At 40.4% G+C, this 17,595-nt stretch carries 19 protein-coding genes, 1 pseudogene and 1 riboswitch; of the genes and pseudogenes, 13 read left to right on the top strand and 7 right to left on the bottom strand.

What is annotated here, in order from left to right; genetic code table 11:
• The first annotated feature begins 79 nt into the window (after positions 1–79).
• Entirely contained in the window at positions 80–607 is a 528-nt protein-coding gene (locus ACG59Z_RS05400; protein ID WP_400198243.1) for a hypothetical protein, read from the top strand.
• A 42-nt stretch (positions 608–649) separates the two neighbouring features.
• Here ACG59Z_RS05400 and ACG59Z_RS05395 read toward each other — a convergent pair whose 3' ends face one another.
• On the bottom strand, positions 650–2,362 hold the full coding sequence (locus ACG59Z_RS05395; RefSeq protein WP_077169109.1) for an electron transfer flavoprotein-ubiquinone oxidoreductase: 1,713 nt from the start codon (positions 2,360–2,362) through the stop codon (positions 650–652).
• A gap of 184 nt (positions 2,363–2,546) precedes the next feature.
• Between ACG59Z_RS05395 and ACG59Z_RS05390 the strand changes: the two genes are divergently transcribed.
• The 5 genes from ACG59Z_RS05390 to ACG59Z_RS05370 all read left to right on the top strand — a co-directional run bounded on the left by ACG59Z_RS05390 (position 2,547) and on the right by ACG59Z_RS05370 (position 6,954).
• A complete protein-coding gene (locus ACG59Z_RS05390) occupies positions 2,547–3,158 on the top strand; it encodes a DUF1285 domain-containing protein (RefSeq protein WP_272244177.1) in 612 nt (203 codons plus the stop codon).
• Positions 3,159–3,204: 46 nt separating this feature from the next.
• On the top strand, positions 3,205–4,071 hold the full coding sequence (murI, locus tag ACG59Z_RS05385; RefSeq protein WP_400198239.1) for a glutamate racemase: 867 nt from the start codon (positions 3,205–3,207) through the stop codon (positions 4,069–4,071).
• Positions 4,072–4,191: 120 nt separating this feature from the next.
• The gene (locus tag ACG59Z_RS05380; RefSeq protein WP_400198238.1) at positions 4,192–5,196 is read left to right on the top strand and encodes a DUF4062 domain-containing protein; all 1,005 of its coding nucleotides are present in this window, start codon (positions 4,192–4,194) and stop codon (positions 5,194–5,196) included.
• A 73-nt stretch (positions 5,197–5,269) separates the two neighbouring features.
• Positions 5,270–6,286: a ferrochelatase gene (gene hemH / locus ACG59Z_RS05375; RefSeq protein WP_400198236.1), complete on the top strand. Its 1,017-nt coding sequence runs from the start codon at positions 5,270–5,272 to the stop codon at positions 6,284–6,286.
• Between the two features lie 23 nt (positions 6,287–6,309).
• Entirely contained in the window at positions 6,310–6,954 is a 645-nt protein-coding gene (locus ACG59Z_RS05370) for an MBL fold metallo-hydrolase (RefSeq protein ID WP_019456911.1), read from the top strand.
• Here the strand turns inward: ACG59Z_RS05370 and ACG59Z_RS05365 are convergent.
• On the bottom strand, positions 6,951–7,145 hold the full coding sequence (locus ACG59Z_RS05365; RefSeq protein ID WP_400198233.1) for a DNA gyrase inhibitor YacG: 195 nt from the start codon (positions 7,143–7,145) through the stop codon (positions 6,951–6,953). The two genes, ACG59Z_RS05370 and ACG59Z_RS05365, sit on opposite strands and share 4 nt — an antisense overlap.
• Before the next feature lie 87 nt (positions 7,146–7,232).
• Between ACG59Z_RS05365 and ACG59Z_RS05360 the strand changes: the two genes are divergently transcribed.
• The 5 genes and pseudogenes from ACG59Z_RS05360 to ACG59Z_RS05340 all read left to right on the top strand — a co-directional run bounded on the left by ACG59Z_RS05360 (position 7,233) and on the right by ACG59Z_RS05340 (position 10,463).
• The gene (locus ACG59Z_RS05360) at positions 7,233–7,871 is read left to right on the top strand and encodes an SAM-dependent methyltransferase (protein WP_400198231.1); all 639 of its coding nucleotides are present in this window, start codon (positions 7,233–7,235) and stop codon (positions 7,869–7,871) included.
• Positions 7,861–9,066, top strand: a complete 1,206-nt coding sequence (locus ACG59Z_RS05355; protein WP_400198230.1) for a TIGR03862 family flavoprotein — start codon at positions 7,861–7,863, stop codon at positions 9,064–9,066. Before ACG59Z_RS05360 ends, ACG59Z_RS05355 begins: the two co-directional genes overlap by 11 nt.
• A gap of 77 nt (positions 9,067–9,143) precedes the next feature.
• Positions 9,144–9,554, top strand: a complete 411-nt coding sequence (locus tag ACG59Z_RS05350; protein WP_000075982.1) for a GFA family protein — start codon at positions 9,144–9,146, stop codon at positions 9,552–9,554.
• A gap of 44 nt (positions 9,555–9,598) precedes the next feature.
• A riboswitch (Fluoride riboswitch) is annotated at positions 9,599–9,665 on the top strand.
• Positions 9,666–9,789: 124 nt separating this feature from the next.
• Positions 9,790–10,170: a fluoride efflux transporter CrcB gene (gene crcB / locus ACG59Z_RS05345; RefSeq protein WP_000291735.1), complete on the top strand. Its 381-nt coding sequence runs from the start codon at positions 9,790–9,792 to the stop codon at positions 10,168–10,170.
• A 166-nt stretch (positions 10,171–10,336) separates the two neighbouring features.
• A pseudogene (locus tag ACG59Z_RS05340) lies at positions 10,337–10,463 on the top strand (hypothetical protein).
• Between the two features lie 135 nt (positions 10,464–10,598).
• On the opposite strand, the gene ACG59Z_RS05335 reads toward ACG59Z_RS05340, so the two are convergent.
• From ACG59Z_RS05335 to ACG59Z_RS05325, 3 genes are all read right to left on the bottom strand, one after another.
• Positions 10,599–10,931 carry a HopJ type III effector protein gene (locus ACG59Z_RS05335; RefSeq protein ID WP_000046495.1) on the bottom strand — a complete coding sequence of 111 codons (333 nt, stop codon included), beginning with the start codon at positions 10,929–10,931 and terminating at the stop codon, positions 10,599–10,601.
• A gap of 252 nt (positions 10,932–11,183) precedes the next feature.
• Positions 11,184–11,438: a type B 50S ribosomal protein L31 gene (locus ACG59Z_RS05330; protein ID WP_001224256.1), complete on the bottom strand. Its 255-nt coding sequence runs from the start codon at positions 11,436–11,438 to the stop codon at positions 11,184–11,186.
• A gap of 101 nt (positions 11,439–11,539) precedes the next feature.
• Complete coding sequence (locus ACG59Z_RS05325) at positions 11,540–12,838, bottom strand: ABC1 kinase family protein (protein WP_400198227.1); 1,299 nt, start codon at positions 12,836–12,838, stop codon at positions 11,540–11,542.
• A gap of 257 nt (positions 12,839–13,095) precedes the next feature.
• Here ACG59Z_RS05325 and ACG59Z_RS05320 point away from each other — a divergent pair, with 257 nt between their 5' ends.
• Together ACG59Z_RS05320 and ACG59Z_RS05315 are read left to right on the top strand one after the other, a co-directional pair.
• Positions 13,096–14,343, top strand: a complete 1,248-nt coding sequence (locus ACG59Z_RS05320; RefSeq protein ID WP_400198225.1) for an SfnB family sulfur acquisition oxidoreductase — start codon at positions 13,096–13,098, stop codon at positions 14,341–14,343.
• Positions 14,344–14,375: 32 nt separating this feature from the next.
• Complete coding sequence (locus ACG59Z_RS05315) at positions 14,376–15,626, top strand: acyl-CoA dehydrogenase family protein (RefSeq protein ID WP_400198223.1); 1,251 nt, start codon at positions 14,376–14,378, stop codon at positions 15,624–15,626.
• A 33-nt stretch (positions 15,627–15,659) separates the two neighbouring features.
• On the opposite strand, the gene abeM is transcribed toward ACG59Z_RS05315, so the two are convergent.
• Entirely contained in the window at positions 15,660–17,006 is a 1,347-nt protein-coding gene (gene abeM / locus ACG59Z_RS05310) for a multidrug efflux MATE transporter AbeM (RefSeq protein ID WP_400198221.1), read from the bottom strand.
• A 32-nt stretch (positions 17,007–17,038) separates the two neighbouring features.
• A complete protein-coding gene (locus tag ACG59Z_RS05305; RefSeq protein WP_064479811.1) occupies positions 17,039–17,500 on the bottom strand; it encodes a DMT family transporter in 462 nt (153 codons plus the stop codon).
• Positions 17,501–17,595: the final 95 nt, after the last annotated feature.

Genomic DNA, 17,595 nt, shown 5'->3' with positions numbered 1-17,595 from the left:
ATATTTAAAGCTTTAGCTCCATGTTCTTGAATCCAATAAAAAATAAAACAGTGAATACACTTCATTTCAGGACTTAAAGATGAAAAGTTCTCATCTATGCTTAGGGTTTGCTGCTTGCGCCTTATTTAGTTCAATCGCATATGCAAAAACCTGTGAAACTCCTATACAAACCATGAATGTCGCAGGTTTAAAAATTGGGCAAAATATTCGTGAGTTTCAAAAGCTTCACCCTACAGTAAAACCAGTGGTGTTAGGAGGAGATAGTTATCATTTAGAGTTTGCCGATGGGGTTGATCCCCAGATCAAAAAAACAGGCGTCACTGGAATTGGTCATATTGCTTATGATCTAGATACCGGAATGATCACTTCCTTTAGTTTGAGTTTTCTTGATGGCCCTATGGCAAGTTATGAGACGGACTTAGATCTTTTTAAAAGTAGAATTCTTAACAAATTTAAGGTTCCCCAAAAAGGTTGGGTGCAAAAGAACAATAAATATATCTACCAATGTGATGATTATCGAATTGAGATTCATCAGGACTATGGTGCTGCACATACAGCCATTGGGCCAACCGTTATGGTATTTGGTAAAAAATCGAAGATATTCTAATAAAAAAAACTCCCCTCACTTGAGGGGAGTTTTTTTAAGGAATTACATATTTGGATAGTTTGGACCACCGCCGCCTTCAGGCGTTACCCATGTGATGTTTTGAGATGGGTCTTTAATGTCACAAGTCTTACAGTGAACACAGTTTGCTGCGTTAATCTGGAAGCGTTTAGAACCATCATCATTTTCCATGATTTCATAAACACCAGCAGGACAGTAGCGCTGTGCAGGCTCATCCCATTTTGGTAAGTTTACGTTCACTGGAATTGAAGGATCAGTAAGCTTCAAGTGAGCTGGCTGGTTTTCTTCATGTACAGTGTTTGAGATAAACACCGAAGACAAACGGTCAAATGTAAGCTTGCCATCTGGTTTTGGATAGTTTGGCTTAAAGCTAGTTGCATCAACAGTTTTCAATACAGCAAAGTCTTGCTTCAAGTCGTGTAAAGTGAATGGCACTTTAAAGACGTTTTGGTCGATAAAGTTAAATGCACCACCAATCCATTGACCAAATTTATGCATTGCAGGGCCAAAGTTACGAGAGTTATAAAGCTCTTCTTTTAACCAGCTGTTGTTAAATTTGTCAGTGTATGAAGTTAATTCTTTAACGAATAAATCTTCGCCTTCAGTAACGCGAGCAATCGCAAGGTCACCGCCTTTTTCTACACCAGCAGCAATCGCTTCAAATACAGCTTCACCACATAACATGCCTGATTTCATGGCTGTGTGTGAGCCTTTGATTTTTGCAAAGTTTAAGAAACCTGCATCATCACCAATTAAGCAACCACCTGGGAAAGTCAATTTAGGCAATGAGTTGAAGCCGCCTTTCACTACAGCACGTGCGCCGTAGGAAATACGCTTACCACCTTCTAAATATTGTTTAATGAGCGGATGAGTTTTCCAGCGCTGCATTTCCATAAATGGATACATGTGTGGATTTTCATAAGACAAGTCCACGATCATACCCAAAGTCACTTGGTTGTTTTCAGCGTGGTATAACCACCAACCACCAGAAGAGCCAGTTTCAGCCAATGGCCAACCAGCACCGTGCATCACTAAGCCCGGTTTATGTTTTGCTGGGTCAATTTCCCAAAGTTCTTTAATCCCGATACCGTAGTGCTGAGGGTCAGCATCTTTATCAAGATTGTATTTCGCAATCAGGCGTTTACCTAAGTGACCACGGCAACCTTCGGCAAAGAGGGTGTATTTAGCGTGAAGCTCATAACCCGGAGTAAAGTTATGCGTTGGTTCGCCATCTTTACCAATACCCATGTCGCCAGTTTGAATACCTTTTACAGTACCGTCTTCATGGTAAAGCACTTCAGATGCAGCAAAGCCAGGGAAGATAGAAACTTCTAATTCTTCAGCTTTTTGACCTAACCAACGAACCACGTTACCTAATGAGATAACATAGTTACCATCATTGTGCATGGTTTTAGGAACCATCCAGTGAGGTGCTTCTTTAGACGTAGTTTCTGAAAGCAAGAAGAATGTTTTGTCTTCAGTTACAGGTACGTTAAGAGGCGCGCCTTCTTCTTTCCAGTTCGGGAAAAGTTCATTAATAGCACGTGGTTCAAGTACAGCACCAGATAAGATATGCGCACCTACTTCAGAGCCTTTTTCAACTACACAAACTGAAAGATCGGGTAAGTTATTCTCAATCGCTAATTGACGGATCTTAATCGCAGCAGATAGACCTGCAGGTCCTGCACCTACGATGACAACGTCAAACTCCATCGATTCGCGTTCGATGTGTTCCATGTAGGACTCCTCAATACTTAAAGGTGGCAACCGTAATGTCAGATCATCCGGTGCTGCCGTGAGTTTTAATCCATAGGCGCAAATATGCTATTGTGCCTTTTATCGTTTTGGCTAGTATAGTTTTAAACCATGATCTAGCCAATTGGCTGAGTCGTCATATTTTCTCGTCAGCAAGGCATAAACTATGGTAAATCAAAATAATTCCCCATCGGATATGGGAAAAATACCGTTATCTGATGATAAAAACTTAATGAACATTGCACAATACTTAAAAGATGTACAGCAAAGTCACAAAAGGTCAATCCCACCTTTAGAGCAATGGCATCCAAAGCATTGCGGTAAAATGGATTTAACGGTTAAAGCCAATGGAGAATGGTGGCACGAAGGTCAATTAATCAAGCGCCAAGCTCTATTGGATTTGTTTACCAAAGTCCTATGGAAAGAAGAGGGTAAATTCTACCTGAAAACCCCTGTAGAACAAATTGAAATCGAAGTTGAAGATGAACCTTTATTGGTCAATCAGGTCGATCAGGTCGAAATTTCAGGTGATCAGTTTTTACAACTGACGACGACCAATCAAGATGTGATTTTGGTTGATGCAGAACACCCAATTTTTATGCGCGAATATGCAGGAGAATTACGCCCCTATGTGCATGTCCGATTTGGTATTAATGCGCTTATTCAACGCCAAGCTTTCTATCACCTCGTGAACTATGGAATACTGGTCGAAAATGATAAAGGTGAAACCATTTTGCAGTTAAAAAGTGGTAATTTGCACTTGCAATTAGGCACTTGAGGTTTAAGCTTTATAGAGTGAAATTTTGCGACACTCTGGTACTGCCATGACAGCCATACAGCCTTTATTTACTGAATTAGAATCTATGCCTAAAGCATCAGCAGATGCCCCAATTGGTATTTTTGATTCGGGAATTGGAGGAATGTCGGTTGCAGCAGAAATAGCTAGATATTTGCCAAATGAGCGTATTGTCTATTATGCCGATACAGCCTATGTTCCTTATGGCCCGCGTTCTGATGAAGAAATTAGAGAGCTTACCGCTCGCGCTGTCGATTGGTTATACCGCCAAGGCTGTAAAATTGCAGTTGTAGCATGCAATACTGCCTCAGCATTTAGTCTTGACCATTTGCGTGAACATTATGGTGAGCATTTTCCAATTGTTGGTTTAGTACCAGCATTAAAACCTGCCGTATTACAAACCCGTTCTAAAGTGGTTGCTGTGTTGGCCACACCTGCTACTTTTCGTGGGCAACTCATTAAAGATGTTGTGGAAAAATTTGCTGTTCCAGCGGGTGTTAAGGTCATGACTTTAACTAATCTGGAACTTGTTCCTTGTGTCGAAGCAGGCCAGCAAATGAGTCCTGTTTGTTTGAATGCATTAAAAGAGGTTTTACAGCCTGCAGCCGATCAAGGGGCTGATTATTTAGTGCTCGGTTGTACGCATTATCCGTTCTTAAATGAAGCAATTCATCATCTTTTTGATAACCAATTCACACTGGTTGATTCGGGATTGGCAGTTGCCCGACAAACAACCCGTATTTTAATAAAAAATGAGTTATTATGTGACCAAATACGTCAGAATGTTGCACGTATTGAATGTTATGTAAGTGGTAATAATGCCGATGCATTGCAACCTGTTTTACAGAATATGATTCCACAAGAATTGACATGGACGCTGCACAATCTGAGTTGAGCTCTGTTGTAGGCATTCAGAAGAAAGCGTTTTTTATATTTATTTTTTCTTATTTGGGGCGGTTCATAGTCTTGGCTTATTTAGGCCATATTAAGATTATGGGGCGATAAGGGTATTGTTATGCTCGATACACGCTATCAGATTTTTATTTCAACGTCAGGTCGCGAGATGCAACCTGAACGTATGGTTCTCTCTCAAACATTAGTCAGTATGGGTTTTTTTGCTTGGGGTTTAGAGTATAGAAGTCCTTTAACTACAACACTTGCCCGTCGGCAAATTGACGAATCGGATTATGTGGTTTTACTGTTAGGTAGTCAGTATGGTGAGCAATCCATTTCTGGTGCTAGCTACTTTGCTTTAGAGTATGAATATGCTTTAAGTCGAGCTAAACCTATTGTGGTATTTATGCATGAACAACCTGAAAGCAGGGATATGCATTTACAAGAGGCTCATCCGCAGCTTAAAGAAAAATTTCTCGCATTTAGAAAAAAACTATTACACGAAGCTCACCACGTATTTTACTTTAAAAGCCCACGTGATTTAGAGCTAGCTGTGCGTTTAAATATACCTTTAATGGTTGAACAACATATGGGACAGGGCTGGGTTCCAGCACGTCAAGCGCATCAGTTAGAAGATGAAATTAATCGGTTAAAAGGTAAAGTTTTACAGTTAGAACAACAACTGACAGAGTCATCAACTTCAACTAATGAAGTGGCTCCGCAAGATGTTTTTGCGTTTGAATATCAGATACAAGCTTTTCAAGATGGTAACTTTAAAGAGCTTAAGCGCCAGAGACAAATGACTTGGTCACAACTTTTAAGTATTTTGGCTAAACATTTTGAGACAGCCATGCCAGAAGAAAGCTTTGGAACTTGTCTTAATGAGTATCTCAATCATGCTGGGCTAGAAGATGCCCGTCAGGAGCTACCAAGAGCACATGCGGTGGCTGGTGCACAGATTAATCATAAAGCGCTATACCGCATTAAAAATCAAATGCAATCACAAGGCTGGATTGTTCCAACCAAGACTGATCAACAACATAGTTTATGGAAGGTAACGACAAAAGCGCAAAAGCTCTTGCTGAGTTATAAATGGAATCATCGGGTGACTCGATTAAAAGCTTAGAGCAATTCAATTTAGATATGACCATGAAAACTGTTACATTAGTGTCATAAGATGAACTGAAAGGCATTTGCGCATGTCGTTTGAACAAAAACCGAAAGTTACTGTCATTTTAGCGAATTTAGGCACACCGGATGAGGCAACTGTCCCAGCGGTGCGCCGTTTTTTAAAGCAGTTTTTATCTGATCCACGTGTGATTGAAATTCCAAAATTCATTTGGTGGATTATTTTAAATCTGTTCGTTTTGCCTTTTCGTCCAAAAAGAGTAGCGCATGCCTATGCTTCGGTATGGTCTACCGATTCGCCAATGCGTGAAATTGTGTTTGAGCAAACAAAACGTGTGCAGGCTTATTTAGAGCGTGAAAATAAACAGTTTGATTTAACTGTATTACCCGCTATGACTTATGGTAATCCAGGTATTGATACAGTTTTAGAAAAACTAGCAGCTCATCCACAAGAGCATGTCATTTTATTGCCTTTATTTCCTCAATATTCTGCGACGTCGACAGCACCGTTATACGACGCATTTGCTAAGTGGATTCCTACTCAGCGCAATTTGCCGGGTTTGACTATTATTAAAGACTACTACCAGCACCCAATGTTTATTCAAGCACTGGCAGAAAGTGTTTTAGCTTATCAAGTACAGCATGGAAAACCTGAAAAACTGTTGATGTCATTTCACGGTATTCCACAGCCTTATGCAGACAAAGGCGACCCTTATGCAGACCGCTGTCGCATTACTGCAAAGTTAGTCGCTGAAGCTTTGCATTTAAAAGAGGATGAATGGGCAATTAGTTTCCAATCTCGTTTTGGAAAACAAGAATGGGTGAAGCCTTATACTGACCAGCTTTTACAAGATTGGGCAAAGCAAGGTGTTAAGTCAGTTCAGGTTTTAAGTCCTGCTTTTTCTGCCGACTGTTTAGAAACGCTTGAAGAGTTAGCGATTCAAAATGCTGAACTATTTCAACAAGCAAGTGGCGGAAGCTATGCTTACATTCCCGCTTTAAATAGTGATCAGGCTCATATTGATTTGCTTGCAGGTTTAGTTCAGGCTAATCTTGATGCCCTTACCCATACCTTAGCCCACCGTTAATTGCGTTTTAGCCAGAGGTTCTTATGCTGCAAGTCAAAATTGTTCCAGTTACTGCTTTTGCTCAAAATTGTTCTTTAGTTTGGGACAGTGAAACAAAAGAAGCTGTTTTGATTGATGCAGGTGGTGACGCTGCTGTTTTGAAGAAAGAAGTAGAAGCCTTAGGTTTAAAAGTAAAGGCACTATGGCTCACTCATGGGCATTTAGATCACGCAGGGGCAGTGGGTGAACTCGCACAAGAATGGAGTGTTCCTGTTGTTGGCCCACATAAAGAAGACCAGTTCTGGCTAGATATGATTCAGGAAGTTTCAGCACGTTATGGCTTTCCAATTCCACAGCCAGTAAAAGTTGATCAATGGCTTGAAGGCGGCGAAGTGCTCAAACTAGGTGAAGATGAGTTTGAGGTGCGTTTTGCACCAGGACATACACCAGGGCATGTCATGTTCTATAACAAGAATCATGGCTTACTTTGGACTGGAGATGTCCTGTTTAAAGGCTCAATAGGAAGAACAGACTTTCCGCGTGGTAACCATGAGCAACTCATTGAATCGATTCAACGTGAATGCTTTAGCTTGCCAGATCAAACTCAATTTATTTCAGGTCATGGTCCAATGAGTACCATTGGCTATGAAAAAAAATTTAACCCGTTTGTCGCAGGTAAAGCGGGTTAATCCTCATAATCATCTTCATGCTGACTACCCTTGTTTTGCTGAGGAGCATCTTGGGTAGGCAGTCTATATTCATCGTTTGCCCAAGCGCCTAAATCAATGAGTTTACAACGTTCAGAACAAAATGGACGAAATTCATTGCCTTCCCAAACACTTGGTTCACCACAACGTGGGCAGGAGAATGTACGTGGCATAAAGCGATATCCTCAAAGTGAAGAGAAATAGATTAGGCAAAAGTCAGGTGACTTGTTAGACTTGTGCCGATTTTTATTTAGTTTGATGTGATTATGCAGATTCGTCAATTTCAAGCACAACGTATGCAAGCGCCTCGTGATTTTACCCCAATTGAAAATACTCCAATTTGTGTAGAAATTGGTGCGGGCAAAGGTAAACATGCTTTGCTATTTAGTGGGCAAAATCCACAGCACACGTTATATGCGATTGAACGAACCCGAGAAAAATTCTTGGCAATGCAAAAGCAGCATGGTTTAGAACCACGAGAAAATCTGGTACCTGTACATGCGGATGCTTTGCCGTGGGTGGTACATGCTTTACACCTTGCACAAGTTGAACATTTTTTTATTCTCTATCCGAACCCAGAACCGCATAATCCGGCACAACGCTGGTTGAACATGCCATTTTTTGAGTTTTTGTTATCACGTCTGAAAACAGGCGGAACCATTACTTTGGCAAGTAATATTCCTGAATATATTGAAGAAGCTGAACAACAGTTATTAAATGTGTGGAAGCTGCCTTACCAAAAAGAAAAAATTGCACAAACTTCTGCACGTACTCATTTTGAAATTAAATATTTAGAGCGTGGTGAGCTTTGCCAACAGCTCATAATCAGCAAGCCTGAAGGTTATCAAACTCGATTTGATGAGTTTACGCCACTGCAAGGGCAAATACATGGCGAGTAAGCGGGTTGCCATTATCGGTGCTGGTCCGGCTGGTTTAATGGCAGCTGAGGTACTGAGCCAGTATGATTATGAAATTGATGTGTTTGAGCAAAAACCTTCGGCTGCGCGTAAGTTTTTGATGGCTGGTAAAACAGGTTTGAATATCTCGCATGCTGAACCTTTAGCGCAGTTTATTGAGCGCTATGACCATGTAGAATGGCTCAAACCATGGGTTAAAAAATGGGATGCAGTCTGGATTCAGAACTGGATGAAAAGTCTAGGAATAGAGTCGTATGTGGGTAGTTCTGGTCGCATTTTTCCTGTTGAAATGAAAGCTGCGCCTTTATTGCGTGCTTGGCTAAAACGCTTGGCAGAGCAACAAGTTAAATTCTTTTATCGACATCGTTGTATTAATTTGCAAGGTACAACAGTGACTTTAGAAAACCAAAATAATCAAAGCAGCAAGACTTTTACCCAACAATACGATGCAGTCGTATTGGCTTGTGGGGCTGTATCTTGGTCTCAATTGGGTAGTGATGGTGCATGGCAGCAATGGATGGATCAATCCAGTATTGAACCTTTTCAAGCGAGTAATGCAGGGGTATTGCACACTTGGTCAGCTTTTATGGAAAGCTGTTTTGGTGAACCTTTAAAGCGTATCAATGCGTGGGTTGAGCCTAGCCAAGTTACTCATGGCGATATTGTGATTACTCACTATGGTTTAGAAAGTGGTGTCATTTATAAACTTGGACGAGCTTTAAGAGAACAACAAAAACAAGGAAAAAGCTTAAATCTATTTTTAGATTTATTGCCTGATGTAGAGCTTACACAGTTAGTTAAAAAGTTACAGGCTAGCAAAAAGCAATCGCTCACCAATATCTGGCGTAAAGCAGGCTTAGACACAGCTAAAATTAACTTAATTAGAGAAGTGGTTGATAAAGCACTATGGAGTCAACCAGAGACGATGGCGCAAAAAATGAAAGCACTTCAAATTAAGTTAGATGGCTTTAGGCCTATTGAAGAAGCGATTAGCTGTGCTGGTGGTGTTAAGCAAGATGCATTAACAGAACGTTTAGAGCTGAGACAAACTTCAGGTGTTTTTTGCTGTGGCGAAATGCTGGATTGGGATGCTCCTACAGGGGGATATTTGCTGACAGCATGCTTTGCTACGGGACGAGCAGCTGGTGAAGGTGTGCATTCATTCTTAGAGAAATAACAACGAATTCGGTGCTATGTTTGATATGTGAAAAGTGTTATTTTTGAGCGATCAATAATAATAGGAGCCGGAATCGTATGTCTCAAGCATCGCCAGTCTATCAGGGAAGTTGTTTATGTCAGGGTATTCGCTATGAAATTAAAGGCGATATCGGAGATATTATCCAATGCCATTGTCAACGCTGCCGAAAATCCAATGGAACAGCATTTGCAACGAATGCTCCTATCAATAGTGCAGATTTTAAAATTACGCAAGGCGAAGACCTTATCAAAAAATTTGCTGTGAATGGTGTGTACCGTTGGTTTTGTAGCGAATGTGGTTCACCGCTTATTAGCTCGCGTGATGCTCAGCCTGAACTGTATCGTTTAAGAATTGGGACACTAGATACACCATTAGACCAAAAACCGACTATGCATATTTTTGCTGCTTCAAAGGCAGAGTGGGAATGCATTCATGACGATTTACCGCAATACGATGAACGTCCATGATTTAAAAAGTATGTTTTAATCAAATTTTAGATGATTTAATATACCTAAAACAGGGAGATGGCATTCCTCCCTTGAAAAACCGCCGTATTGGCTAATGATGCCTACGTTACCCTCATGTATTTATAACGCTGGGTACGTAGGTTATTACGTACTCTGCTTATTTTTGGAGTGCGCCATGTCACGTTTCCCATCATTTTTGTTTGCTCTTTTAGCATCTCACTAAAGGGGTGGTTCTATGTATTATCCTTTACTTTCAATTGCCTTAGGTTCAGTTCTTGGGGCGTGGTTGCGTTGGTTTTTAGGTTTAAAACTGAACCCGATTTATCCGCAAATTCCGTTGGGTACGGTTACTGTTAATTTGGTCGGTGGCTTTATTATTGGTTTTGCGATGGCTTATTTTGCTCATAGTGATTTGAGTCCGAACTATAAGCTTTTTGTGATTACCGGTTTTTGTGGTGCTTTAACTACATTCTCAACTTTCTCAATTGAGATCGTCACCTTATTGCAAAGTGGTAAGTGGGGAATGGCGATGTTGGCCATTTCTATTCATTTAATTGGGTCTTTAATTTTTACGTGTTTGGGGTTGGCGACTTATTATTGGGTAGCGGGCAACTGATTATTGGGATGTTTAAGGAGAGAGATATACGGCACGGCCTCCGTTTTACGATATTCTCAAAGAGCATTTGTATAGGCATACCTTACTTTTGAAAGATCAAAAGTAAGCAAAAATCTTCTGTTTCGCTGATGCTACATCCATGTAGCACAGCAAAACAGCGGTATCCATGCCGCTTGTCACGATAGTAAATGACGAATTAAAAACTTCTGATTTATTTTTGGGATTTGATACGCGTTAAAGTCATCAACAGCCTGACTGAAATCAGCTATATCTTGTTTTTGCAAGATAGTTGATAAGTGTAAACAGGGAACAGGTTCTGTTGATGACAAATGCCTTTGGTTACTTTGGGCAAAACCAAAGTAACAGAATTAGCTACTTTCATTTGAGAATAAACGGTAAGACTCCCTCGTGTATTCACAAATTCTTAATTACTTTTCAGTTAAAGCCTGACCTTCAAACTTCACACCATCCCAACCATTTTGCATAAACTGACGTATATTTTGGTGGTCAGTTCCCTCTGGGGTAGCTAATACAGATGCGTAGTGCTCTGCAAATAAACTTAAAGTTTGTGCTTGGTCTAAACCTTGTAACTTGGCAAAAGAGAAAACTTTCGCACTGCCTTGATTTTCAGTTGCAGCGTTATGCTGTGCGCCATTTTGAAAAGCTGTTGGAGTATGTTGGTAGCGTGCTTCAATATAAGCTAAAACATCTGAAAATTTTGCTGTGCCTGCTTGTAATTGGGCAAGTAACTCTTGTGCCATAATCTTAAACTTCCTATCAAATGGGGCTTAAGCATAGCATTGAATACATGTTTTGAAAGCTTGAGAGCTATAAAAAATGATGAGTTGTTGAGAAAAATCAGAAGCGTTCTTGTGAAAATTGTGGATAAGTTTAACTTTATACACACCTTAGAAAATCATTGAAAAATGCACATAAAAAAAGAAGCCTAAGTGGAGGAGATGAGTCTTAGGCTTCCAATGGTTTAAGTGTATTGGTTAAAACTTAACGTAAGATTAACTCTTACGATTAAAGCGAGCGAAGCGTTTGTTAAAGCTTGCAACACGCCCTTCATTACTTGCTTGACGTACTTCACCTGTATAGAAAGGATGTGAAGCACTTGAAATATCAAGAGTCACATAAGGATAGACTTGTCCTTGATATTCTTTGGTTTGTTTCGTCTGAATAGTACTACCAATTAAGAAGTATACGTCTGCATTGGTGTCATGAAATAACACTTGTTGGTAAGCAGGATGAATATCTTTACGCATGAGAGATTGTCCTAAATTATTTTTGATTAAAGAAATGTTATAACATAACACTCAATAAGTCAATGTAACCCTAAAAAGGCTACATTGATAAGTAAATTAAGTTAGTTAGAAAGTGGTACAAGCTCTTCAAATAGATCGTTAAGATTGTCATGCACTTTTAAGTGAATGAGGTTCCAGTAGTGTCCTGAAATGGTTCTATTGACCATTAATGTATCTGGTGAAGGCTTAAAGACATCCCAATATTTTAAAGATTTCTTCACGAGTAGCATGCCATCATGATGTGATGAGTTCTCTGCAAAATCATAGGTTGTGGTAAGCGGACGCAATAACACTTCAATCCAGAGCTTATAAAGGTCACTCGGGAATTTACCTTTTTCTGCTAGTGAATGTAGTTCGAGTAATTCTGTTTCAATTAAGTTGATATCTTCATGGCGAGCTGCATTCACCAGTCGTTTGAAACTATACACAATTTCATTGGAAAGTGTTTTAACACTGCCATAGTCATAAATAATCACACTGCCATCTTGGCGGAAGGCAAAATTACCTGGGTGAGGGTCACAGTGGAAACGTTTTAAAAAGAACATTTCTTGACCCAAAGCGCGGATTAGACGACGGCCAATTGTGTTTCGAATTTCGATAGGCCAAGAACTAGCAGTTTCAATACTGTCACCTTGTTCAAGGCTTAAGGTTAAAATACGTCTTGAAGAGTAATCTTTATAAACAGTCGGGATAATAATTTTGTCGTCTAATTTACTATGAAAAGTTTTAAAGACCTCAAGATTTTGAGCCTCAATTTCATAGTTAAGCTCTGCTGACAGGCTATCTTGAATCTCTGCAAAAAGTTGATCTTGCAGTTTTTTATCAATTTTAAGTACACCCATTAAGCGTAGTGCTAAACGTACTTGTTTTAAGTCACTTTCGCAGGCTTCATCAACACCGGGATATTGAACCTTAACTACAACTTGTTGGCCATTTGGCAAAACTGCTTTGTGAACTTGTCCAATTGATGCAGCAGCAAAAGGCTGTTCATCAAAAGATTTAAAGGCAGCATTGAGTGGTTTTCCAAGCTCACGTTCAACTTGTTGCTGAATCGCAGAAAAAGGCATGGCTGGAGCTTGACGTTGTAGTTTTGATATTGCTTTTGCAACTTCTGGTGGGAAGATATCTTTATATTGCGATGCAATTTGCCCAACCTTCATGACAGCACCTTTCATTTCTCCTAAGGTGTCTGCAATCTGTAGACCGATATCTTGAAACAATTTAGTTTTTGCAGCCAGTTTCTGTTCTTCATCCGCAGTCAGGTTTCGAATCGAGTTAGAAACGGTTTTTGTTGCAATGCTCGCGGTCATTCCTGCAAGTTTCATAAATCGTTTGCCAGGTGAACTTGCATTCTTTGCCATATCTTCGATACCTCGTTGACTACAACATAATATTGTCTAGTTTTGATCATAGGTGACAAAACTTAAAAAGCCTATATGAAATTGTTTAGCGCATGTAAGAAAATTTTCGAAAAACAAAACGTTATTTTTAAAGTAAAAAATGTGAAAAGCTTTTCAAAATTCATTTCATAAACAAAGCTTTAATATCTATAAAGTCGCTGTTTTTTTAGTGCTAAGGTGAATGACATGTTAAATAAGAAATAGAGACAATAAAAGTTATGACCAGTCTAAATTCGTCCTATGGGCGCTCTCAAGCGGTTCCTTTATCTGTGTTTGAGCAGTCAAAAGATGCGCATATTATTCGTTCTGATGAAGAGGCAATTGAGGTTGCCAAGCAACTTGCTCAAGAGTTTGCACAAGAGGCATCTGATCGAGACAGAGAACGTCGTTTACCCTTAAATGAAATTCAACAGTTCTCACAAAGTGGCCTGTGGGCCATTACTGTGCCGAAGCAATTTGGCGGCGCGCAAGTCAAGTATCGAACTTTAGCGGAAGTGATCAAAACAATTGCGAGTGTTGATCCATCTCTTGCTCAGTTGCCTCAAAATCACTTGGCCTTTATTGAACATTTAAGACTAGATGCGAAACCAGAACAACAACAGTTCTTCTTTAATTTGGTGCTAAGGGGAATTCGTTTCGGTAATGCATTTTCCGAAAAACACAGTAAGACAGTCGCGGACCTCACGACTAAACTTCAAAAGACCGAACATGGTTATGAAATTAATGGCAAAAAATTCTTTGCAACGGGTGCCTTGCTCGCCCACTGGATTCCAATTGTTGCTGTAAATGAACAGGGGCAACCTTATGCTGCGCTTGTGCCACGTGAAACATCTGGGGTCAATATTATTAATGATTGGTCTGGTTTTGGACAACGTACCACGGCTAGCGGTACGGTAGAGCTGAATCAGGTTCCAGTACGTGAAGAATATTTAGTTCCGATTTACCAAGCATTTGAGCGCCCAACACCAGCAGGTGCTATTTCTCAATTTATACAGGCTGCAGTCGATGCAGGTATTGCGCGTGGAGCAATTGAAGAAACAATCCAATATGTCAAAAATCACAGCCGTGCATGGATTGATTCAGGTCTGGAAAAAGCCAGTGATGACCCTTACACAATTGCAAATATTGGTGACTTAAAAATCAAACTACGTGCAGCAGAAGCGGTCCTTGACTTGGCTGGAGATGCAATTGATCAGGCCATTGCTGACACGACCGAAGAACATGTAAACCAAGCCACACTATTGGTTGCCGAGGCAAAAGTACTCACTACAGAAATTGCTATTTTGGCAGCCAATAAACTTTTTGAGTTATCGGGTACGCGTTCTACTTTATCTGAACTCAACCTTGACCGTCACTGGCGCAATGCCCGTACCCATACCTTGCATGACCCTGTGCGCTGGAAGTATCACATTGTCGGTAACTACTACCTCAATGGCGTTCAGCCACCTCGTCATGCATGGAGTTAAATTGAAGAAAAGACAAGATTAGGAGAATAACGATGACAACAGCCCAAATTGAATTAGAAGAACTATCGGTAGGCGCGGATTATGAAAAAGTTGCAAACAGATTCCGTCCCGTTTTTGAAAAAATTGCGCAAGGTGCAATTCAACGGGAAAAAGAGCGAATCTTGCCTTTTGAGCCGATTCAGTGGTTAAAAGAAGCCAAGTTGGGGGCTGTACGAGTACCCCGTAAATATGGTGGAGATGGGGTTTCATTACCTCAACTGTTCCAGCTTTTAGCAGAATTAGCAGAAGCTGACTCCAATATTGTACAAGCTTTACGAGGTCATTTTGCATTTGTTGAAGACCGTTTGGTTGCTCATAAAGAGCACTCACAAGAGGTCTGGTTTCAGCGCTTTGTACAAGGTGACTTAGTCGGAAATGCATGGACAGAAGTTGGAAATGTACAGATTGGTGATGTCGTTACACGAGTCACTAAAGATGCTTCGGGTAACTTAGTGGTGAATGGTGAAAAGTACTATTCAACTGGAAGTATTTTTGCAGACTGGATTGATTTATTTGCTTACGATGAAGTGAATGACCGTCATGTGATTGCTGCTATTTATCGCCATGAAACAGGTGTGAGCGTGATTGATGATTGGGATGGCTTTGGTCAAAAGACAACGGGCAGTGGTACTTTAAAAGTACATCAGGTTCATTTGCCAGCTTCACACCTTATTCCATTTGACCAACGTTTTAAGTATCAAACCGCTTTTTATCAGGTGGTACACCTTGCAACGTTAACGGGTATTGCGCGTGCCGCAGTTGAAACGTTTAGTCAGGAAATTCGTGAACGTAAACGTATTTTCAGTCATGGTAATGGTGACTTGGTTCGTCACGACCCACAAGTTTTACAAGTGGTGGGTAAGGCATCCGCTCAAGCGTATGCAAGTGAAGCAATTACCTTAAAAACCGCTGAGGCATTGCAAAAGGCCTATGAAAGTCATTTTGCCGAATCTGAAGTGAAAGAGCACCAGTTTAATGTAGATGCCGAGCTTGAGTCGGCACAAGGACAGGTGGTAATTTCCAACCTAGTGCTCGATTTAACTAGTCAGTTATTTAATGCCTTAGGGGCATCGGCAAGTAGCCAAGCGAAACAACTTGACCGTTTCTGGCGTAATGCGCGGACTGTATCTTCACATAATCCGCTTATTTATAAAGAAAAAGTGATTGGAGATTGGGAAGTAAACCGTACGGATTTACCTTTTGTCTGGCAAATTGGAGCAAGTCCGCGGGCGAAGTCTGCATAAAATAAAAAAGCCGATGTTTCATCGGCTTTTTTATTAGGTTTGACTTAGGCGCTTTGTATTTAGGTAGAGCCGTGAGAGCAACAAAATACAGGCAATGCTTAAGCCAATAATTAAACCTAACCATACGCCTGCTACGCCCCAATGGGTGTAACGTGCCAAATAAAGCCCTATAGGGAAAGCAATAACCCAATAAGCCATTAGGGTAATCCACATCGGTGCTTGGGTGTCTTGCATACCCCTTAAACAGCCGGCAGCACTGACTTGCAGGGCATCCATTAACTGATAACCCATTGCAAACCAGAGTAAATACATCGCAACAGGCACAACATTTATATCTTGAGTATAAACCGAGACAATTTGTTCACGGCCTAGAGCAATAAATGACATGGTCAATAGAGCAAAAAGTATTGCTGTGCTCAAACCAATCTTTTGCACTTGATACATGGAAGCCCAGTTCTTTTCACCATAATAGGTTCCCACGCGAATGGTTAAGGCAATCGCAAGTGAAAGCGGAATCATAAACAGTACCGAAGTAACTGAAATTGCCACTTGATGCGCGGCAATAAACACTTCACCTAGTGGACTAAGAACCAATGCACCTGTACTAAAAATACTCACTTCAAAAAATACAGCTAAACCAATTGGCAAGCCCAGCTGTAAAATTCTTTTAACCCAAGTCAGGCTAATTTTATCAAATCTGCTAAAAATAGACGTGTTTCGATAAGCTGAAGCTTTATAAATATAGCCTGCTAAAGTAATCAGCATAAGCCATTGTAAAATGGATGTTGCAAAGCCACAGCCTGCGCTACCTAAAGCAGGTATTGGTCCTAAGCCATGCATAAAGATCATGTTTAGAGGGATTAAAACGACTAAGGCCAATAAGCTAATTGCGGTTACAGGGCGAGGGTGACCTAAAGCCTCTGAATAGCCACGTAGCGCTGCGTACATGGTTACGGCAGGCATACCTAACCCAATGGCATGCAAGAATAAGCTTGCTTTAGGTCGTAAGCTTTCTGGGACACCAAACACGTGTAAGAAAAAAGGCATAAGCTGCAAAATGAGCATAGCCATTACACCTAAAATAATGGCAACCCATAATGACTGACGAACAATGACAGGAATTTGTTCTGTATTTCTAGCACCTTTTGCCTCGGCAACTAATGGCGTAGTGGCAATCATGATCCCACTAAACAGAAGCATAATAGGAACCCATAAGCCTACACCCACTGCAATAGCAGCTAAGTCTGCTGCAGATAAATGCCCTGCCATAATGGTGTCAATTAATCCGAACCCTGCTTGAGCAAACTGCGTAATTAAAATAGGTAGCATTAAATGGAAGAGTTGTTTTAATTCAGTCCGAAACGACGTGACATTCGACACAAAAGGTACTCTTTATAAATATAAAAATAAAACTAGCGCTGCAAGGTGAGTAATACACCAACAAAGATGACCACTCCACCTAGAAACCGTTGCCATGTAACAGGTGTCTTTTCGGTACCTAACCAACCAAAATGGTCCAGCAACATAGAAATGACCAATTGCCCAAAAACGACTAAACCTGTAAAGGTTAAAAAACCAAGCTTAGGTGCAGTATAAATGCTCATGCTAATTGCATAAACCCCAAGGAATCCTCCAGTCCACAGAAGCCATGGAATATTTGATATTTCACTTAAAGTGGGTTTCTCGGCGCTTTGGAAGAACACCATAATGGCTAAAACAATAGTACCTATGAAAAATGATAATAATGCCGCTTGCAAAGGTGAGTGTAATTGCTCACGAAGCTGAGCATTAATTGCGGTTTGAAAAGCCATGGCAACACCGATTCCCATAGCTAAGGGTAAGATCAGGAAAAGTTGACTAGAGAATTTCATCATTTTTATCAATATTTAAGTATGTTTAAAAACAGTCTAAAGCAATTAAGGTATGTTTTCATAAGCCCATTGATGCAGTCATGTTAAAATAGAAATAT

The organism is Acinetobacter sp. ABJ_C1_1 (assembly GCF_044684115.1).
Lineage (GTDB): Bacteria > Pseudomonadota > Gammaproteobacteria > Pseudomonadales > Moraxellaceae > Acinetobacter > Acinetobacter nosocomialis_A.
The sequence above is the reverse complement of the archived record's forward strand: the minus strand, read 5'-3'. Positions and strand labels throughout refer to the sequence as shown.